General features: G+C 60.6%; 15 protein-coding genes. 7 read left to right on the plus strand and 8 right to left on the minus strand.

Annotation, left to right across the window (positions count from 1 at the left end; genetic code table 11):
- Positions 1 to 39: 39 nt before the first annotated feature.
- Positions 40 to 1,401 (minus strand): metallophosphoesterase, encoded by a 1,362-nt coding sequence (locus AB3X99_RS12675; protein ID WP_069266384.1) that lies wholly within the window; start codon positions 1,399 to 1,401, stop codon positions 40 to 42.
- A gap of 283 nt (positions 1,402 to 1,684) precedes the next feature.
- Between AB3X99_RS12675 and AB3X99_RS12680 the strand changes: the two genes are divergently transcribed.
- From AB3X99_RS12680 to ccsB, 4 genes are all read left to right on the plus strand, one after another.
- Positions 1,685 to 2,752 (plus strand): purine nucleoside permease, encoded by a 1,068-nt coding sequence (locus AB3X99_RS12680; RefSeq protein ID WP_368617104.1) that lies wholly within the window; start codon positions 1,685 to 1,687, stop codon positions 2,750 to 2,752.
- A gap of 454 nt (positions 2,753 to 3,206) precedes the next feature.
- Entirely contained in the window at positions 3,207 to 4,715 is a 1,509-nt protein-coding gene (locus AB3X99_RS12685) for a cytochrome C (protein WP_256094851.1), read from the plus strand.
- A 51-nt stretch (positions 4,716 to 4,766) separates the two neighbouring features.
- Positions 4,767 to 5,438, plus strand: a complete 672-nt coding sequence (locus tag AB3X99_RS12690) for a cytochrome c (protein WP_069266387.1) — start codon at positions 4,767 to 4,769, stop codon at positions 5,436 to 5,438.
- 88 nt (positions 5,439 to 5,526) lie between these two features.
- On the plus strand, positions 5,527 to 6,717 hold the full coding sequence (gene ccsB, locus AB3X99_RS12695; RefSeq protein WP_368617335.1) for a c-type cytochrome biogenesis protein CcsB: 1,191 nt from the start codon (positions 5,527 to 5,529) through the stop codon (positions 6,715 to 6,717).
- A gap of 56 nt (positions 6,718 to 6,773) precedes the next feature.
- On the opposite strand, the gene AB3X99_RS12700 is transcribed toward ccsB, so the two are convergent.
- A complete protein-coding gene (locus AB3X99_RS12700; protein ID WP_069266389.1) occupies positions 6,774 to 7,925 on the minus strand; it encodes an MFS transporter in 1,152 nt (383 codons plus the stop codon).
- A 307-nt stretch (positions 7,926 to 8,232) separates the two neighbouring features.
- Here AB3X99_RS12700 and AB3X99_RS12705 point away from each other — a divergent pair, with 307 nt between their 5' ends.
- From AB3X99_RS12705 to AB3X99_RS12715, 3 genes are all read left to right on the plus strand, one after another.
- Entirely contained in the window at positions 8,233 to 8,553 is a 321-nt protein-coding gene (locus tag AB3X99_RS12705; protein ID WP_368617105.1) for a DUF4148 domain-containing protein, read from the plus strand.
- 128 nt (positions 8,554 to 8,681) lie between these two features.
- Positions 8,682 to 9,173 (plus strand): aminoacyl-tRNA deacylase, encoded by a 492-nt coding sequence (locus AB3X99_RS12710; RefSeq protein WP_368617106.1) that lies wholly within the window; start codon positions 8,682 to 8,684, stop codon positions 9,171 to 9,173.
- Between the two features lie 164 nt (positions 9,174 to 9,337).
- A complete protein-coding gene (locus tag AB3X99_RS12715) occupies positions 9,338 to 9,652 on the plus strand; it encodes a DUF4148 domain-containing protein (RefSeq protein ID WP_342947249.1) in 315 nt (104 codons plus the stop codon).
- Positions 9,653 to 9,664: 12 nt separating this feature from the next.
- Here the strand turns inward: AB3X99_RS12715 and AB3X99_RS12720 are convergent, their stop codons facing one another.
- The 6 genes from AB3X99_RS12720 to AB3X99_RS12745 all read right to left on the minus strand — a co-directional run bounded on the left by AB3X99_RS12720 (position 9,665) and on the right by AB3X99_RS12745 (position 18,710).
- Positions 9,665 to 11,626, minus strand: a complete 1,962-nt coding sequence (locus AB3X99_RS12720; protein WP_368617107.1) for a TonB-dependent receptor — start codon at positions 11,624 to 11,626, stop codon at positions 9,665 to 9,667.
- Between the two features lie 384 nt (positions 11,627 to 12,010).
- Positions 12,011 to 12,427 carry an ExbD/TolR family protein gene (locus AB3X99_RS12725; RefSeq protein WP_368617108.1) on the minus strand — a complete coding sequence of 139 codons (417 nt, stop codon included), beginning with the start codon at positions 12,425 to 12,427 and terminating at the stop codon, positions 12,011 to 12,013.
- 15 nt (positions 12,428 to 12,442) lie between these two features.
- A complete protein-coding gene (locus tag AB3X99_RS12730) occupies positions 12,443 to 13,174 on the minus strand; it encodes a MotA/TolQ/ExbB proton channel family protein (RefSeq protein WP_368617109.1) in 732 nt (243 codons plus the stop codon).
- A gap of 25 nt (positions 13,175 to 13,199) precedes the next feature.
- Positions 13,200 to 13,661, minus strand: coding sequence for an energy transducer TonB (locus AB3X99_RS12735; protein WP_368617110.1), 462 nt, complete (start codon positions 13,659 to 13,661; stop codon positions 13,200 to 13,202).
- Positions 13,662 to 14,140: 479 nt separating this feature from the next.
- A complete protein-coding gene (locus AB3X99_RS12740; RefSeq protein WP_256094853.1) occupies positions 14,141 to 16,951 on the minus strand; it encodes a beta-propeller fold lactonase family protein in 2,811 nt (936 codons plus the stop codon).
- Positions 16,952 to 17,825: 874 nt separating this feature from the next.
- Entirely contained in the window at positions 17,826 to 18,710 is an 885-nt protein-coding gene (locus AB3X99_RS12745; RefSeq protein WP_342947253.1) for a LysR family transcriptional regulator, read from the minus strand.
- Positions 18,711 to 18,792 lie beyond the last annotated feature (82 nt).

Here is an 18,792-nt window from a genome sequence, read left to right on the forward strand (position 1 = left end):
GAATTCCTCAGAACACCGGGGCTGACGTTCCGATCGGCGTCAGAGTTTCCCGCTTTGCGCAAATTCGCGGATGCGCGTGGCGAGTGCCGGTATGCCAGCATTGCGGGCCACGTAGTGGGAAAGCTGGCGTGTGGCCAGATCGACGGTCACCTGGTCGTCGGGCGCTTTGGTATACGGTCCGTCGACGGCAGCGTGATATTCGATGCGCAACTGCGTGGCGTTTGCGACGATACGCAAATAGCCGTAATTCTGGTCGTCGTAGTTTTCGATGACCACGGCATCGGTGGTCTTCGTTGCGGCCTGGATCAGCTGCGGTGCACGAAGCGGCGGTTGCCCGTTGGTGGTCAGTCGTTGTACGTTGTGTCCGCCGTTGCCGCACACGATGTACGGAATGTGGGTGCCGTCCGGACGCGTGCGAGTAAAGCGCTGATAGTTGTGCGCGTGTCCCGCAAGATCGGCATGAGGCCATACGCCCACCTCTTCGCATATCGCATCGATCTGCTGCTGCATCTCGATACTCCAGCCGTGACGTCCGCGAGCGACATACGGCGGATGATGATGCGCGAACAGTAATGCGCCCCTGTAGCCCTCCTTTTTCACCCGCGTCAACGCCGCCTTGAGAAACTTCAGCTGGCTGTTGCCGATGTCGCTGTTCGAGATCACGCCAGGATCTTCGAGCGTATTGCTATACAACGCGATGATGCGCACGAACGGCGCTTCGAATGTAAAGAAGACGCCCGGCTGAATTTGCGCAGTACGTGAAAGATTGCCTGCATCGGGGGAGACCTGAAAGCAGTCGGAGCAGAAGTTTCGCAGAAACGCCTGCAAACTCTTTTCGTGCTGCAAAGGCGAGATCATCCCGTCATGATTGCCGGCAACGGCGAGGATCGGTGCGTGATAGTCGCGATAGGGTTCGTAGAACTGGTCGTAGTAGTACTGCGCTTCGCCGAAGCTGTAGACAATGTCGCCCAGCAGAAAGTTGAATTGCGGCACTTCGGCAGGATCGGTTTCGTCGAAGTCGCTGACCATCTTGTCGGAGACTTCGTTCTGCGTTTTGGGGCCGCGGGTACTGCCGCAATCGCCCGTCGAGTGAAAAACGATCTGTGCGTTCGCGTTGATCTGGTCGAGGACGGTCTGATCGTTGTCGATCACGTCCGCGAGTGTCAGGCGGGGCTCGACGCCGCCGCGCGGCGCAGGAAACGGAAGGGCCTTGAGTTTGTGCTCGCGGTTGAGTTCGTCGATCATCCGGTAGGCCGCCACATCGGAGGCGTGCCTGACGATGAAGGTTTGCGGATCTGGCGTTGGCTGCGGCTGCGAGAAGACGGGGGCGGCGAGAACGCGGCCGTTGCCGCCGTCACTGCCATTGCTGGCTGACGTTCGAACTGAGCGCTTCTTTGGCATGTTTGTTTCCTCCGATCGCGGTTGAAAGGCGGGACCGCGTTTGACTGACGCGATCCCCTGCCGAATGCTCCGGGTGAGACGGTGGCTTGCGGGAGAGGTTCAGTCGTAGTCGTTGCAGGTCGTAACAGGCGATTTTTTTCTCCGCTTATACTCACTCTCGCCTGAATGGCGCATGCCCAGGTCCCACGCTGCACGCCGAGAAAAAACCACGACATCAGTCGACAACACGGCACGCGATTCACGTTTCGTAACCGCGGTTCTTACATGACAGGTGGGACCTTTTATGCTAAATCGTGCTTTTGGCGCAGTGATTTCATCGTTGCTCGTGGCCGGCGCGGCCGCTGCACCTGCCATCGCGCATGCCGAAGACAGCTTCGCGCAGGACGACGACGCGTCGCATGGCCGAGCGGTCAAGGTGATGATCATTTCGATGTTCGGTCCGGAAGGGCAGGTGTGGCTCGATCATCTCGGACCGTGGCAGGACATCACCGTCGCGGGTCTGTCCCCCGATTACCCGGCCGTGCATTGCAACCGGCAGGATGTCTGCGTGATGACGACGGGCATGGGGCACGCGAACGCCGCCGCGTCGATCATGGCGCTGACGTTCTCGCCGCGTTTCGACTTGCGCCACACATACTTCATGGTGGCGGGCATCGCCGGTATCGATCCGCTTCAGGGGACCGTGGGTTCCGCTGCGTGGGCGAACTGGCTCGTCGACTTCGGGATTCAGTGGGAGATCGACGGACGCGAAATTCCGGCGGGCTGGAACACCGGCTATCTCGGCATCAACACGACGGGCCCGACGCAGAAGCCGCCGCTCGACTATCGCACCGAAGTGTTCCAGTTGAACCCCGCGCTCACGAAGGCGGCATTCGCGTTGTCTCGCAACGTGACGCTCACCGACGACGCCCAGGCGCAGGCCGCGCGCGCCAGGTACAGCTATGCACCCGCGAACCGTCCGCCGACCGTGATCCAGTGCGACACGCTCGCGGGCGACACCTGGTGGTCAGGCACCGACCTCGGCGAGCGAGCGCGGCAATGGACGAAGATCCTGACCGACGGCAAGGGCACCTATTGCACGACGCAGCAGGAGGACAACGCCACCTTCGAGGCGCTGACACGTGCGGCAAACGTGCATCGCGTCGACCTGAATCGCGTCGCGGTGCTGCGCGCCGGCTCGGACTTCGACCGGCCGTATGCGGGCCAGTCGAGCGCCGATAATCTGCTCAACTACGCGTCGCAAGGCGGCTTCACGATCGCGATCGATAATCTGTTCCTCGCGGGCAATCCGCTGGTTCAGGACATCGTCACGCATTGGGGCGAGTGGCGCAACGGCGTACCGCAGCGGTAACGCATTTGAGGTGCGGTGACGCGGGCCGGGTGCCGGCCCGCGCACGCATCGCGTGTCTGCGCCATTGAGTTCATGTGCTGCGTCGTGGGCGGTGGTCACGTGTAAACCAGCGCAGGCGGGTGGCGTCTTGCGGCACCGGCTCAACTTTCTTCATCTATCCAGGCATTCTTTCGGATGCCTTTCCATTGGCGCGCCACAACCCGGCGGGAATATTCGAGCTGCCTTCTCGTTTACGCAGGACGCGAGTCGCGCGAAGCAACGCTGCGCGACCCGTCATGATCGATCAGGTCCATCGTACGCGCAGGAGGTGTCGAATGGAAACTTCACGTTTACTGTCCGCATTCAGTTCATGTCGCGAGCGAGCCCCCTACCAAAAATAGAGGGGGTTGACCCATCGCGATTCTGATTGCGCATTTGCACAATGAAGACGTCGCGTGCGTGCAAAGGGTTCATCGTGAACGGTTTCACCAGCTGGAGCCTCGCGCTCCTCGATCGCCGCGGCACACGGAATACGGACTCCAGCTCTCACTGCCGACGCGATGTATTTGCTCCATGCGGCGCAGGAGTGGCAGCCATGACAAAGTTACTCGTCAGCCATGCAGCATTTCATCACTGGCTGTTCTGTGGCTGGGCACTCGCATTCGTGTTGCTCGCGTTGTTGCCGGCGACCATCGCACACGCGCTGCCGATCTTCGCGCGCCAAACCGGCCAGAGTTGTGTGGCTTGCCACGCCGGGGGACAATTTCCTGAGCTCACGCCATATGGGCGAATGTTCAAGCTCACCGGTTATACGCTCGGTGAACGCACGATCCCGATTGCCGCAATGGCAATCGGCAATCTGAGCCAGACGCGAGTCAATACTGATGCGAGCGGCAACACCATCAACACCAAGAATGGTCTGCCGATCTTCGACTTTGCGAGCATCTTTCTTGCCGGAAAGATCACCGACAAAATTGGTGCATTTACGCAATTCACCTACACGAACTACGACCATCAGAATGGCGAAACGAACAAATGGGAAGGCCACTGGGCATCCGACAATACAGACTTCCGGTTCGTGGACCGGATCATGGGCGAAGCGAACGACCTGATCCTCGGAGCAACGCTGCACAACAATCCAACCGTGCAGGATGTCTGGAACTCCGCGCCGGCATGGGGTTATCCGTACATTTCATCGACGATCAGTCCGGTTGCCAAAATCCCCAATCTTCCCGTTATCGAAGGAAGTCTTGCGTCGCAGGTGGTGGGTTTCGGCGGCTACCTGTACTGGAACAAGACGGTCTACGCCGAACTGACCGCGTACAGCACGGCCGATGGCATCTGGTCGTTCATGAGTCACGGCAACCGGGAAGGAAACGCGGCTCACCCGCAAATTTATCTGCGCGGTTACAACCCGTATGCACGCATTGCGTTGACGCGGGACTGGGGGCCTCATAGCGCAATGGTCGGCGCGTTCCTGTTGAACGTGAACATCTATCCGAACGACTCGAACCAGTTCCCGATCTTTACGCAGGGCGTGACGCGCTACCGCGATTACGGCGTGGACGCGCAGTACGAGTACCTGCTCGAGCCGCACACGATCACCGCGCAAGCCCGCTACGTGCGTGAGAACGTCCACGATCCGAATAATCTGGTCCTGAGCGACAGCACATCGGGGAATCTCGACTCGTTGAGGATCAAGGCATCGTATGTGTATCAGGCCAAGTACGGGTTCAGTCTTTCGTTCTTCAATACGACAGGTAGTCCAGACAGCACGGCCTACGCGGCCAGCGCGAATTTCCACCCCAATACGCAGGGATGGACGCCAGAAATATTCTGGATACCGAATCAACGCATCCGGATAGGTATTCAGTACACGCACTACACCAAATTTCTCGGTGCGACGTCGAATTACGACGGCGCGGGCCGTAATGCGAGAGACAACGACACGCTTTTCATCTATCTGTGGGCTGCTTCATGGTGATGTCCCGTGGCTACCGGGGACAGCAAAGGCTGCAGCAAGGAGGTTGTTGCCATGAACAAGGTGACGCATATCGTCTCCATTGGGATGCTGCTGGCCGGGTCGGCGTGTCAGGACCTCGAGCATTCGCGACAGGTCGATAACCCGCAGGTGCGCGGAAAGACCATCGCCTTGCAGGTGTGCTCGAACTGCCATGGTGTGAACGGCGTTTCGGTGTCGCCTACGTTTCCGAAGCTCGCCGGGCAGCGCAAGGAATATCTGGTCGATCAACTGACGGACTTCAAGAGTCATTCGCGGGCCGACCCGAATGCGCAGCGTTTCATGTGGGGATTCACCCATTTGACCGACGCGCAGATCGACGAGCTTGCGACGTACTTCTCGAGTCAACCCGCGGTTCTCGGCGAAGCGAGCGATCTCGCGCTCATCAACGAAGGCAACGCGATCTATCATTCGGGCCTGCCGGACAAGGGCGTCTCGGCGTGCATGGCTTGCCATGGACAGCATGGCGAAGGGATAAATCAGTTTCCCCGGCTCGCGGGCCAGCACGCGGACTACGTCATGAAGCAGCTCAAGGTCTTCCAGCAATCGGATACCCGGCCTCGCGGCGCTGTCATGAAGGCTGTGTGCGCCAACATGTCGGACCGTGACATGCGTGCCGTCGCGGCCTACGTCGAGGTGTTTCCGCCGGAAGGGGAGGCGTCCGTCAGTCCGGCAGACGATCGATGAGCAATCAGGCGCGCAGACCGCGATCTTTCGACGTCGTCTTTGAATAGCGAATGCCATGAAATCATCCTCACCGTCTTCCGATGCTGCGATGGCGACGCCAGCGGCACTACATCGGCCACGATCCACGTGGCGAGCGGCTCAAACGAGCCTGCTGTCCGACGAACGCCCCTTTGCGAGGCGCCTCGGTGCATTCGACTGGCTGTTTGCCCTTGCGATGGCTGGAGGCGCTGGCTTTGCCTTGTCGCGCTACCACGCGTACATGAGCGTCTATGACCAACTGGTGCTGGTGTGCTCGGTGCCGGCCTTCGTCGTGCTCGGCTGGCGCTGGAAGCCGGCACGGCTGCTGATCGCGGCAATCGCAGCGCTGTCGCTGTTTGCAATCCAGTTGTACCAGGGCGACTTGGGGCGCGCCAACAGCACGTTCTTCCTGAAGTATTGCCTGTCCAGCCAGTCGGCCATTCTCTGGATGAGCGTGCTTTTCGTGCTCGCCACCTTGTTTTACTGGCTGGGCACGCTGTCGCGCTCGCCGTCTGGCGGTGCAATCGGCTCGAAGTTGACGTGGGCCGCGGTATTGATGGGTTTCGTCGGGATGATGGTGCGGTGGTATGAGTCGTATCTGATCGGTGCGGACGTCGGCCACATTCCGATTTCGAATCTCTATGAAGTGTTCGTGCTGTTCTGCGTGATCACGGCGCTCTTTTACCTGTACTACGAGGAGCACTACAACACGCGCTCGCTTGGCGCCTTCGTGTTGCTCGTGATCAGCGCGTCGGTCGGGTTCCTGATGTGGTACTCGATCGCACGCGACGCGCAGCAGATCCAGCCGCTGGTGCCGGCGCTGCAAAGCTGGTGGATGAAGATTCACGTCCCGGCCAACTTCATCGGCTACGGCAGTTTTGCGCTGTCCGCAATGGTCGGCGTGGCGTACCTGCTGAAGGAGCGGGGTGTGCTGTCGGACCGGCTGCCGACGCTCGATGTGCTCGACGACGTCATGTACAAGTCGACCGCTGTCGGTTTTGGGTTTTTCACCATTGCGACGATTCTCGGCGCGCTGTGGGCCGCCGAGGCGTGGGGCGGTTACTGGAGCTGGGATCCGAAGGAAACGTGGGCGCTGATCGTCTGGCTGAATTATGCGGCCTGGCTGCATATGCGGCTGATGAAGGGGTTGCGGGGGCATGTTGCCGCGTGGTGGGCGCTCACGGGCCTGATGGTCACCGCCTTCGCATTCCTCGGTGTGAATATGTTCCTGTCCGGGTTGCACAGCTACGGCCGCCTATGAGGATAACGAACGAATGCGATGACGTATGAAGCTTCTGTTCTCGCCACAAGGCCCTATCAGGGTTTGAGCTTCGCGAGGCGCGGTGCGAAGCGGCACATTACGAGGGGGAGCAGTGCCAGGACGGCGCCGGCAAAGAATGTGGTGGACGCGCCGTGCCGATCCCACAACCAGCCGGCGATGACGCTTGCAAACAGCAGGCAGATGCCGCTTGCGAGATTGAAGACGCCGAACGCCGTGCCCCTGAGCGATTGCGGCGCGGTTTCGGCGACCATCGCAGCGAGAAGGCCTTGCGTGAGCCCCATGTGCAGGCCCCACAGTGCGACGCCGATGAGCACGGTGATGATCGACGCACTCGCGCCGAGCACCAGATCCGCCGCGATCAGTGTGACGATGCCGAGCGCAAGCAAAACGCGGCGGTCGGTTCGATCGGACAGCGCGCCCGCGGGGTACGCACTAAGTGCATAGGCGAGACTCATCACCACCATGACGCCGGGAATCCACGCGATATCGATGCCGGTCTGCTGGGCGCGCAACACAAGGAACGCTTCGCTGAAGCGCGCGAGGGTGAAGGTCGCGCCTATCGCGACCACGAACCAGTAGCGCCCCGGAAATTCCCGCAACGCTTTCCAGCGCAGCGGTGACCGGAAGCTGCGAGACGCCTGTTCATGAGCTGGCTCCTCGATGCCGAACACAATCAGACCGACCGCAATGACGGCTGGCACGACAGCGAACCAGAGGACGGCGCGGATGTGATCCGAGAAGCGCAGCATCAGCACGATGGCCACGAGGGGCCCGGCGAACGCGCCTATCGTATCCATCGACTGTCTGAGCCCATAGCACGCACCGCGAATCTCCGGCGGCGCGACATCCGCGAGGAGCGCGTCGCGCGGCGCACCGCGAATTCCCTTGCCGGCACGGTCGATGAGACGCGCCACCGCGACAAGCGCGGGCGTGTGCGCCAGCGGAAAAAGCGGCTTGGACAGCGCGCCCAGCCCGTAGCCGAGCAGCAACAGCGCCTTGCGCTTGCCGAGCCAGTCGCTCACGGGGCCCGAGAAGATCCTGACGATCATCGCCGTCGCTTCGGCGGCCCCTTCGAGCAAGCCCAGCGCGCTCACGCTCATACCCATCGTGGTGACGAGGAAGACAGGTAGCAGCGCGTGAATGAGTTCGGAGGAAAGGTCCATGAAAAGGCTCACGTATCCCAGCATGCGTACCGCGCGGGGAATGGGGATGCGTGAGGTAGCGGGCGTCTCAGGCAGCACTGCGCTTGCTCCGGAGATACGTGTACTCGTGCCACGTGAGGGCGATGACGACAATGTCCAATGCCGTCACCAGCAGCGGCTCGTGCAGCAAGCTGATCCTACCGCAGTTCTTCCATGCGTTGCGGCTGCATCGGTCGCGACTGATTCGTGTTTCCGCCTCGCCTGCCCGTTGGCTCGCATGCACGTAACATGGAGTTGCGGCGCGATGGAACCCCGGGTTGCGCTGCGCCCATCAGACGCGTGGAGATGCGCCATGAAGAGCCTCTCGAGAATGTCCCCGACGCTGAGTGCGTTGGCGCTCCTGCTGGCGGGATGTGCCATCGGCGTGTCACAAAGCGTGCAACAAAGCGGGCCACATCTGAGCCCAACCGAGTGCCGTGACCTGGCTGCGCTCAGAAGCAACGCGCCCCCGACGATGGCGCAGCACCAAAGCGAACTGGCGGCCCTGAGGAAAGCGGGTTACAACCCGTCACCCTGGTACGACGACCCGTACTACCCAGACGATCTGCAGGCGGCGCAGCGCGTGGTCGACTATTGGTTCAACACGGAGTGCCACCCGTCTGCGCCCGGGTGAGAAAGGTGGATTCGCTCCACTTCCCGGCAACAACGCGGAGTTCTGCTACCGGGTCTCTCGCGAGTGGACTATCCTGAAAGGATTAGTGGAGGCTGGTTTTCTTCTCCGCATTCGACAGGAGGTGTGCCATGTCGATGTCGACCACTTTGCAGGAGCGCCTGCGCAGCAAGGGCTCACGCTACGAAATCGTGCGCCACCCATACAGTCATTCGAGCATGGAAAGTGCTGCTGCGGCGCACATTCCCGGCGACCGTCTAGCAAAAACGGTGCTGCTCGAGGACGAGCACGGCTATGTGGCCGTCGTGCTGCCCTCAACCTATGCCGTGCAATTGTCCGAGCTTTGGAACAAGACAGGGCGCAGGCTCGGCCTTGCTACGGAAGACGAACTGCGTGAGCTGTTCAAGGACTGCGATGCGGGGGCGCTGCCGCCGATCTGTGCGGCGTATGGGATGAAAACCTACCTCGAGACGAACCTGGCCGGCCAGCCGGATGTCTACTTCGAGGCGGGCGATCACGAAGAACTGGTTCATATGGACGGGGACCAGTTTCTGGCGCTAATGGACGACGCGGAGCGAGCCCATTTCGCAAGACGCATGCGAGGCATGGATGGACGTGCGTGAGTGAGTAGTCGAACTGCGTACGTTCAGGCGGGCGCGGTGCCGATTGACCACATCGCGCCGGGGCAATTGCGTCCTGGTTTCGTGCGCATGGTTGGTTGCGTAAGCAACGATTAACGGCGCCGTCCTCGCAATCGTATCAATTAACCGGGAACAGGAGAGAGAAAATGCCTATCGCCAGACAAATATCGGCCCTGCTCGTCGCGGCATCGCTTGGGATTGGCACAGTGACACCAACCTTCGCGCAGGACGACGCTTCGGGTGCAGCCAATGCCGCAGTGCCGGGGGGCGCGTCGTCTGCGAAGCCAACCAAAGCGGAGCGCAAGCAGGCCCGAAAGGAAGCCCGGGCGAAAAAGAACGCCGAATTGAAGAAGCTGGAGGCCGCGGGCTATCAACCCGGCCGCGCCAATGATCAGAACTATCCGCAGGATCTCCAGAACGCGCAAAAAAAGGCGGGGATTGGGCAGGGAGCCAGTCAATAGCGGCCGAATGCCTCAAAAATCCGCATGCAGGGTAACGTAGGCGCTAAGGGGCTCACCAAGATAGGCGCCGGCCTCATTGGCGGCGATGAAGTAGCGCCGGTTGGTCAGATTGTGGACATTGAGATCCACGCCCCAGTGATTCGCCTGATAGCCGAACGCCGCATTGGCGATGACATAGGATGGCACCGAATTGATGTTCGAGATGTCGCTGTACACCTTGCTCATGTAATTGATGCCCGCTCCGAAATGAAACCCGGGATGTCCCGCGATAGCGAATGTGTAGGTCGACCACAGATTCGCCATGAACGCGGGCACGTCCTGCGGGCGGTGGCCGACCGCCGTTATCCCTTGGGGATTGCTCGTGACATAGGCGTGCTGCGCCGTGAAATTGGCGATCACGTGCCAGTTGTCCGTAATGCCGGCATCGAGAGACGCCTCGCCGCCTTGTGTGCGCTGGCTGTCGTACACGACGGTTTCAATGTTGTTGACGGTCGTCGGCGTCGCCACGTTGTCGCGCGATACGTCGAAGAGTGCCGTGTTCAGCACGTATTGGCCGTCGAGCAATGAAAACTTGACGCCCACCTCGTACTGCAGCGCCGATTCAGGCGCGCCGATACCCGTCTGCGTGTTCTCCGAGTTGAAGTTCGTCAGATAGCTCTTCGATATGCCGAAGTACGGCGACATCCACGGCGTGAGCTTGTAAAGCGCGCCGATATTCCAGCTCACCGGCGCATCATTGCGCGAGTAGGTATTGCCCGCCAGTATCGGTACGCCTTCGTTGTCCACCCGTCCAGGCACGGTGATATTCGGTGTCAGCGAAGTCTGCCACCAGTCCTTTCGCACACCGACTCGTATTTTCAGCTTGCTCGTCGCATCCACCTGATCGGTGGCGTACAGGCTGTAGAAGTTCGCAACCAGATGATCGTTGTCGCATGAATGCTTCGCATCGCAAAGGAAATGCAGGCTCGCAATCGAAGTTTCAGGCGGCACCGGTGCGAACACATCTTCGATATTCGGAAGGTCCGCCGTGGAGCGATCGGTATTGATGGTCTGATGCTGATACTCGAAGCCTGTCAGCAGCGTGTGCTTGACGTTTCCCGTTGCGAATTTCCACACAGGTTCGAGCTGATAGTCGAGCGTATTGTCCGAATCGTTTTGTTGGCGCAACTGCCGGTTGACGACCTCGTTGCCGACCACCTTCGTCTTCGAACTATCCCCATTGCCAAAGAACTCCAGGGAGCGGTGAAGGAACGAGAGCCGGTTGTTGATCGTCAGCACGTCGTTGACCTTCCACTCGTCGGTGAGGGTCGGGCGAACGTAGCTTGCGCGCGCATAGGCGAACGGCGTCGAATATTTCGCGTCGAATGGAACGTTCCGGATGGGGGTGCCGTTGTAATAGATGATGCCGTACGAATCCGGCGTCGAGCGGGAGTCTTGCGCCTCGAGCGAGAAGTCGATCTTGTGGTCGCCGATCTTCCATTCGACTGCAGGACGGATCTCCTTGTCCCAGTACGACAGGCTGCGGTATCCGTCCGATCTCGCACCCGTCGCGTCGACGCGATAGTTCAAGCCCGAGAGGCCGGTCGGCCCCGTGACATACGCGCTGCCCCAGACCGTGCCGAATGAACCGGCCTGGATGCTGCCTCCATATTGAAGCGTGGGAGACGGCGTGTAGTGGACGATATTGATCGTGCCGCCCGGCGGTCCGCTGCCAAAAAGTGATGAACCCGGTCCTTCGAGAACCTCGATGCGCTCGACACCATTCAGCGAATGCGAAACGCCGTTGACCTGATCGCCGTCGGAAAACCCGTCGGTGTAAATCTGCGCCTGGAGGCCGCGGATCATGAAGTGATCGAAGAAGCCCTTGGCATCCGGTCCGCCGGAATTCACCCCGGTGGCGTTGCTGAGGCTCTGCTGAAGCTTCGTGGCGCCTTGCTCCTTGAGCAGCCCGCTGGGGATTTCCTGCACAGTCATGGGCAGGTCGCCTATCGGCGTTCCGGTCTTGCTGACGTCGGCAGTCTGGTCAGGATCGTTGACGTTGTCGGGGGCGGTCGTCGGTCTGGTTGCGCGGACAACGACCGTATCCAGTGCGGATGGCGGTTGAGATTGTTGGGCCTGTTGAGCGTTCGCTGCGCTAGAAAAAGACAGCGTTGAAAACGCAACCGATACGGCGATTGCGATGCGAGACGGGGACGATTTCATTAACGTCATCCTGTTTTTGGCGATTTCTGATAATTCGTCGCCTCCTATATTCTTGAACGGAAATGACTTGCATATGTAAGCTGCAAATAGACAACGCGTGGGCCGTTTTACGAGCAGCCCGCCCGCTACCTCGAAGCAGCTTGGTGAAGCAATGGCCTACGGTTTGGGCTCGGTGACGAATCCGATCTTCGTCAGGCCGCCTGCATAGGCAGCTGACATCACTTGCGCCACCGCTTCGTATGCCACCTTGCGATCTGCGCCGAGATGCAGTTCGGGAAGCGGGTTCTCGTGTGCGGCCGCGGCGATTTTCGCGCGCAGCGCACTGGGGGTGACTGGCTGCCCGTCCCATAGCACGGTGCCATTGGCCTCGATCGAAACATTGACCTGCGCCGCCTTCGCGTCCTCCTTCTGACTGCTTGCGTGTGGTAGTTCAACTTTTACCGCATGGCGCAACGCAGGGATCGTCACCATAAAGACGATGAGTAAAACCAGCATGACGTCGACGAGCGGCGTCATGTTGATTTCGCCCATCAGACCATCGTCTTCGTCGTCACTAAACGGGGTTATGGCCATTGCCGTATCTCGAGGTCAGTCGCTGCCGGTGGCGAGCCGCAGGCCGCTGTCGTGGACAGGCGGCGAGAGGCTCGAACCGGTCACGACGTACGCGTGAAGCCGATGCGCGAACCGCCTCAGCTTTCCGGCGAGCGCCTTGTTGGCGCGCGTCAACGCGTTGTAGCCCAGCACGGCGGGAATGGCCACGAAAAGGCCGAATGCGGTCATGATCAGCGCTTCGCCGACGGGGCCCGCGACCTGATCGATCGACGACTCGCCAGTCGCCCCAACCGCCAGCATGGCGTGATAGATGCCCCACACCGTACCCAGCAATCCGACGAACGGCGCAGTGCTGCCGATCGATGCCAGGATCGAAAGACCGCCCTGCATTTGGGCGACACTCTCGTCCATCGTGTCTTTCAGGCAGCGCGTTATCCAGTCCGATACGTCCATGCGCTCGCGCAAAAGCGGCTGCGCGCTGCGATGATGATCGGCGGCCTCCTTGCCGGCCAGCGCGAGTGCGAGAAACGGATTGTCTCGCGTGGTGCTTGCGCGGTTTTCCGGTTGCCATGCCCCGTCCGTGAAATCGTCGAGTTGTGCGATTGTCGGATCGATGTCGCGAGAGAGTTTTTTGAGTCGGATGACATTCCAGCCCTTGACGATGATCACGCTCCACGAGAGCACCGACATGACCAGCAGTACGAGCGCGATGCCGCGCGTCACAAAGTCTCCGGCTGCCAGGAAGTGCGAAATACCATAGTTTTGCATGGCGGGTTCCCTATAAACGTCCGCACTAGTTGTTCAGGGCGAATACGAAAGGCACAGACGTCGGCACACGGCGTGGCGTTCCGTTCTCGAGATACGGCTGGCACGTGCTGTCGCGCACAGCGGCAAGCGCCGCTTCGTCGAGGCGGTCGTGCCCGCTGCCGCTCTTCAGTTCCACGGATTCAGGCTGGCCCGTCAGTCCCACGATGAATTTCACCATCACAGAACCTGTTTCGCCTCGTCGTTGCGAGAGCGCCGGGTAGGGCGGTTGTGCGATGCTGCAATGCAGATGCGAGATATCCTGCGGAGCGGCCAGTGCGATTGTTGGGCGGGCGGAGACGGCATCGTGCGACGACGCGGCTGCCTGCTGTGCAGCGGCCATGGGTGCCGCTGGTGTCGAGGTGGTGGTAGTGCTCGACTGCGCCGAGACGGGTTCGGTTGCAGCAAGCCTGCGCGGTGAGGGAGTCATGGTTTCATGCAGCGTCGTCACATGATTCGGTTTCCTGATATTTTGCGGCTGCACCTTTGGCTTCGCAATGTCGACGGATGTCGCACGGTGCTCGAGCGGGGAAGGAGGCGACTGCGCGACGGCAGGTGCCGTAACCGGCGCGGGACTCAGCAGCTCGGCCGTGATCGTGCGCGGCTCGGCGGCCGGCGGCACAGGATCGTTGCGACTGCTCGACACGACCGCGAGTAGCGCCGCGTGTATGGCAGCGACGACAACGATGGCGCTCGTTGCGCGGACATTCGGTCTGTCGGGCCATGCCGGCTCGCGATCGGCAATAAAAGGAAGCGAAATGTGCATGCGTTAGATCCGGTTCAAGCGGTTCGCTTTATCGAACGTCTGCGCAGTCGATGCCAACGGGCGGCTGCCCCTATGGACAGCCGCCCGCCGATGCCAGCTACAGTGCGCTTAACGCAGCGGGCGTCACGATCCCGTCATCGCAACGCCCGGACGACGTGATTCGCTCAATCGTCATCGTCGTCAGCAGCGGCGACCGTCTTCGCGCCATCGGTCGTGGGCTTCGTATAGACCGAGTGCGGCTCCGGATACGGCTTATTGCCCATCACGCCCGCCCACAGCACGCGGTTGAACACTTCCGGCGGGACGCGATCTTCCTTGGAGAAGTCGAAGCCCTTCGTCGCGTTCGCCCAGTAGGTCGCGTCATGCAGCGGATGAATGTCCGGACCCTGTGCATACTGGTTGCCGTCGTTGCCGCTCGACGTCGGGCCAGTCGCCACGTTGCCCACGTTCGTGCCCTTCAGGATCGTCGACGCAACGGCGGTGTAGGTCCACGAACCGTCCGAACCGGTGTCGAAGACATCGGCCATCGGTTGCGCGTACGCCGTGTTCAGGTCGATGTGCTGGGTGCCGAGCACGTCTTCCATGGTGCGGACCGCGTTGACCTGGCTGTAGGCGGTGCTGACCACGGCGTTCTTCTTCACATACGCGCCAACGACGTAGGCCGGAGCACGGTGCGAATCGACGTGATCGGAGCCGGCCTGCGAGTCGTCTTCGACCACCACGATCAGCGTGCTTTTCGCGTACGGGCTGTGCGCGACCGTCTCGATCAGCTTGCCGACCGCGAAGTCGTTGTCCGCTTGCTCCTGCTCGGCCGTGCCCATCTGGCCGACGTTCTGCGCATAGCTGCCGGTGTGATCGGAACCCATGCGGACGAATTCAAACGACGGGAGATGGCCGTTCGCGACGTACTGCTGGAATTCGCGGTTCCATTCGAGTTCGCGGAACGTGTCCGGATAGGCCTGGTCGAAGCCGCGATAGTACGGGTCCGTCAAGGTGACGAGCGACGGCTTGAGCGGGTAGACCTGAATATTGCCGGAGGCAAACGGGGTGAGGAGGGGGCTGGCGATCGTGCCGATCGAGCCGGTGTTGTTGACCATGCCGCCGTAGTTGCGGACCGTACCGCCGGCTTGCAGCACCGCATCGTAGATGCTCGCTTTCTGATAGCCGAACGGGGCATCCGGCACCGAGATATCGGCGATTCCCGGCAGCGCGTTCGCCGTGCCGCCCGGCAGCGACGACGTTACCGTGGAGTAGGCGCCGCCCGAGACGGTGTCGCGCATGGCAGTCGTGGCGAGGCCGACCGGCAGACCGCGGTTGGCGCCTTCGGATTCATACGACATGCCGCGGCTTACGCCAGCGTAGTTTTCCTGCTGCGAAACCTCCTCGGTCGGCGTGACGTGCGCATGCTGCACCCACGACCAGCCGTCCATCGAACCGTCGCCCGGATCGGTGAAATTGTCGATCGTGACGAAGTTGCCGGCGATATTGTGGAAGTTCGGCGTGGTCGACTTGCCATACATCGTCAGCGAGGGATCGCCGTTCGAGCCGTTGCCAAGGTCGCCGAGGATCTGGTCGAACGTGCGATTCTCCTTGACGACATAAATCACATGCTTGATGTGATCGCGCAGGAAATGCATCGTTTGGCGCTCGCTTTCCGACTCTCTGATCGAGTAGTGATTGTTTTCAGCGACCTGGCTGGTCAGCCGGGCAAGCGCGTCGCCCCGCGGAACCGGTGCGCTCACGAGGCTGCTCTGCTCGAGACCGAACTGGTACTGCGCCGAGGTACCCGAGGTGTACAGCGGGTTCGGACCGGTGTTCGACTTGCCATTGATGATGTACATCTGCGACCCGTCGGCGCTCAGCGTGATGTCCTTGGGCGCATAGGCCGTCGGGATCAGGCCGGTGACGTGGTAGCCTTCGTCGCCATCGAGCGAGATCACGGCGATCGAGTTGTCGCCATTGTTGACCGCATACAGGGTTCTGCCGTCGCGTGACACGGTCACGTTCACCGTGTCGCGGCCGCTGTACTTCTTGTTGTTGCCGTGGCCCTGATCGTCGCGGTCGCCGTCGCCGGACTGGCTGGCGATGTCGATCGTCCTCTCGACCCTGTGGCTGGCGGTATTGATGACCGCAACCTGGTCGGTGTTCGCCACGGCGACATAGAGTTTCGACTGATCGGGCGAGAGGGTCATGCCATAAGCATTGCCTTTCACCGGGATGCGAGTGATGAATTGCGGTGCGGCCGGGTTCGACAGGTTCAGCACCACGACTTCACGGTCCCGCACCGACGAGATGAACGCGGTGTCGTCGGACTTCAGTGAGACGGCCCACGGGTATTCGCCACCTGCGGCGCCTTGCGTGCCCGATGTGTTGAACGGACGCAGATCGTATTCGGACGTAACCGTGTTCGTCGTCGTGTCGATGATGGTAATCGAGTCGTTGTAGTTGTTCGCAACGACGAGGATCCGGCCATTGCCGGAGAGGGCGAGACCACCGGCGTTCGGTTTCACACCGTTGCCGATCCCCTTGCTGTGATTCAGGGCGATGGCTGCAGTTTGCGACCATTGGGCCGACGGAAGCGCCGATGGGCGGCCGTACACGTAGACCGCGTCGTCAGCGCCGCCGGTGCCGTACAGGGTCTGGTTTCCATTCCAGACGAGGCCATCGAACGCGTTGTTCTGGTGAATGGCCTGGACGAACTTCGGATTGGCCTTGTTGGCGCCCGACACGTCATAGATGAATATGTACTGAGTCGAGTCAGTCTTGTCGAGCGTGCTGTTACTGGGGCCCGTGTAGACGGTGTTGTAGCCTGCCGTGATCACGGCGAGGGTATTACCGTCCGGGCTGAGTTGCGACCGGATGGCGCCGCTGACGACCTGGGTCGGCTTTGCGGCGAGTTGCGGGTTGAGCAACTGCTGCACAGCACCCGGAATGGCTCCCGGGGAGATGAACTGGCCCGTCGGCAGAAGTTCCATGTTGCCTTGCGGCGGTGCTGCAAATGCAATACAGCTAGTCAGTAATCCTAATGCAATGCCAGATTGAACGACGTTTCGATTCATTTTGGTTCTCTCCAGATAATCAAAACAGAAAAGCCAAATTCGATTCAAGCGGAATCATTTGTCAGGTCTGTTGCCCCTGATTGCGGAGACGTGCAAGCGATTGGACCAGGTGGGATGTATTGCAGTGGCGCCATCCCGGCGCTTTCAGCCCGGTAACATTTAGTCAGTTTCGAATGTCAATCGAATGACATGTTCTGAGCGTGGATATTCAGAATGCGAATCGTTCTCTGTTGCTTCGTCGGTTATTTCGGCATACTGAGTTACATATGTGCCGAAAAAATGAGGTCGAGGTGCGATGCAGGGGGTGTCGCTAGCCGTCTTTGGTGCGCGGTCGGGGCCCGGTGCATTGTGGCACTCAATGCCTGTGTGGTTGCGCAACGGTTCGCCATAGAGGCTACGAGTCTTGCATGACAGATAGGTGAAGGTTGCAGAGGCCGGCTATCGTCTCGTTGTGTCCGCAAGCAAGATGCGCAGATTCTTCGATACATAAGATGGCATGTCTACTCGCATGTTGTCCCTCGCGTCGAAATCAGGTTGCCCAAAATGGGCAGTTTTACCGTGTTGATGGCCGGGACGCGCCACGTCGAGGACACGTCATACCTTTCTCTACCCTTTTATTTGCCTTTCATTTCGCAAGATTGACGGAGCTTCCTCGGCACTGCCCGCGGCGAATTCTCTAAACAAGAAAGAATAGATGCCGCTACGCCTGGAGCTTTGACGCGAGGCAGATCGTCGTCGCGGGCAAGAGCATGGATCAGCGAAAAGGAATCTGAGCGACAACCGGTAACTCCTACGCAAATCGCAAATCCCACAACACATCGAGTACGTGTTGCGTGGAACGTTCAACGTACCCCGCGCGATATGCAATGCCGAGCCGTCGCCACAACGCCGGGCGCAGTGGACGCATGACAATGCGATTGTCGGGTAATGGCGTGGTGGCCTCATGGGGCAAGAGCGCTGCGCCGTAACCCGCCGCTACCAGACTCTTGATCGCGTCGTTGTAGTTGAGCTGTATGCGCGGCGAAGGATGGTGCCCCGCGGTCGCGAACCACTCCGCAGTCAGACGCGAGAGACGCGTGGTCGAGTCATTGAGAATGAGCGGTTGGGCGGCGAGCCATTCGGGGGTGACGCGGGCCGGACACCGCCAATGCGCCGGCACAAAGGCCATCACAGGGTCGCGGCGCCAAGGCTTTATCACGAGTCCAGGCACCGGGGGCTGAGGCAGCGCGACCAGCCCGACATCCAGCGTTCCATCCACCAGCCGGGACAGCGTTTCTTGCGAAGTCAGCACTGCAATCTGAATGTCGATGGCAGGATGGTGCTCGCGCAGGACCTCGAGCGCTTGCGGCAGCAGGTGCGCAATCACGCCCGTGGACGCGCCGAGACGCGCACGCCCTTCGAGCCCCTCTACCTGGCGTTGAATATCGTCTAACGCCTGCTCCGCGTCGGCCAGCAGTCGGCGCGCGCGCTCCACCAGCACCTCGCCGATCGAGGTCGGCCCCACATTTCCGCGCTTGCGTAACAGGAGGGGAGCCCCAACGCGGTCTTCGAGTTCGGCGATGTGAAGGCTGACCGTTGGCGGCGCCAGGTGCAATGCACGCGCCGCATCGGCAAATGAACCACGGTCGGTGACGGCGACCAGAGTGCGCAGGCGGTCCAGGCTGATCTCTCGCATGACGACGTCCAGATTCAGAAAAACTGAATGTTTGCGTTGTGAAATTCAACTTTCCCTATTCTAGCCGTCCGCGCAACATAGG

Origin of the sequence: Paraburkholderia sp. BR10882 (assembly GCF_040948855.1) — a bacterium.
GTDB classification, from domain to species: Bacteria; Pseudomonadota; Gammaproteobacteria; order Burkholderiales; family Burkholderiaceae; genus Paraburkholderia; species Paraburkholderia nodosa_A.

What these genes read in the sequence shown, in the direction of transcription:
- AB3X99_RS12675 (WP_069266384.1), bottom strand. Translation starts at nt 1,401, where the DNA reads ATGCCAAAGAAGCGCTCAGTTCGAACGTCAGCCAGCAATGGCAGTGAC.
- AB3X99_RS12680 (WP_368617104.1), top strand. Translation starts at nt 1,685, where the DNA reads ATGCTAAATCGTGCTTTTGGCGCAGTGATTTCATCGTTGCTCGTGGCC.
- AB3X99_RS12690 (WP_069266387.1), top strand. Translation starts at nt 4,767, where the DNA reads ATGAACAAGGTGACGCATATCGTCTCCATTGGGATGCTGCTGGCCGGG.
- ccsB (WP_368617335.1), top strand. Translation starts at nt 5,527, where the DNA reads ATGGCGACGCCAGCGGCACTACATCGGCCACGATCCACGTGGCGAGCG.
- AB3X99_RS12700 (WP_069266389.1), bottom strand. Translation starts at nt 7,925, where the DNA reads ATGCTGGGATACGTGAGCCTTTTCATGGACCTTTCCTCCGAACTCATT.
- AB3X99_RS12705 (WP_368617105.1), top strand. Translation starts at nt 8,233, where the DNA reads ATGAAGAGCCTCTCGAGAATGTCCCCGACGCTGAGTGCGTTGGCGCTC.
- AB3X99_RS12710 (WP_368617106.1), top strand. Translation starts at nt 8,682, where the DNA reads ATGTCGATGTCGACCACTTTGCAGGAGCGCCTGCGCAGCAAGGGCTCA.
- AB3X99_RS12715 (WP_342947249.1), top strand. Translation starts at nt 9,338, where the DNA reads ATGCCTATCGCCAGACAAATATCGGCCCTGCTCGTCGCGGCATCGCTT.
- AB3X99_RS12720 (WP_368617107.1), bottom strand. Translation starts at nt 11,626, where the DNA reads ATGACTGTGCAGGAAATCCCCAGCGGGCTGCTCAAGGAGCAAGGCGCC.
- AB3X99_RS12725 (WP_368617108.1), bottom strand. Translation starts at nt 12,427, where the DNA reads ATGGCCATAACCCCGTTTAGTGACGACGAAGACGATGGTCTGATGGGC.
- AB3X99_RS12730 (WP_368617109.1), bottom strand. Translation starts at nt 13,174, where the DNA reads ATGCAAAACTATGGTATTTCGCACTTCCTGGCAGCCGGAGACTTTGTG.
- AB3X99_RS12740 (WP_256094853.1), bottom strand. Translation starts at nt 16,951, where the DNA reads ATGGAACTTCTGCCGACGGGCCAGTTCATCTCCCCGGGAGCCATTCCG.
- AB3X99_RS12745 (WP_342947253.1), bottom strand. Translation starts at nt 18,710, where the DNA reads ATGCGAGAGATCAGCCTGGACCGCCTGCGCACTCTGGTCGCCGTCACC.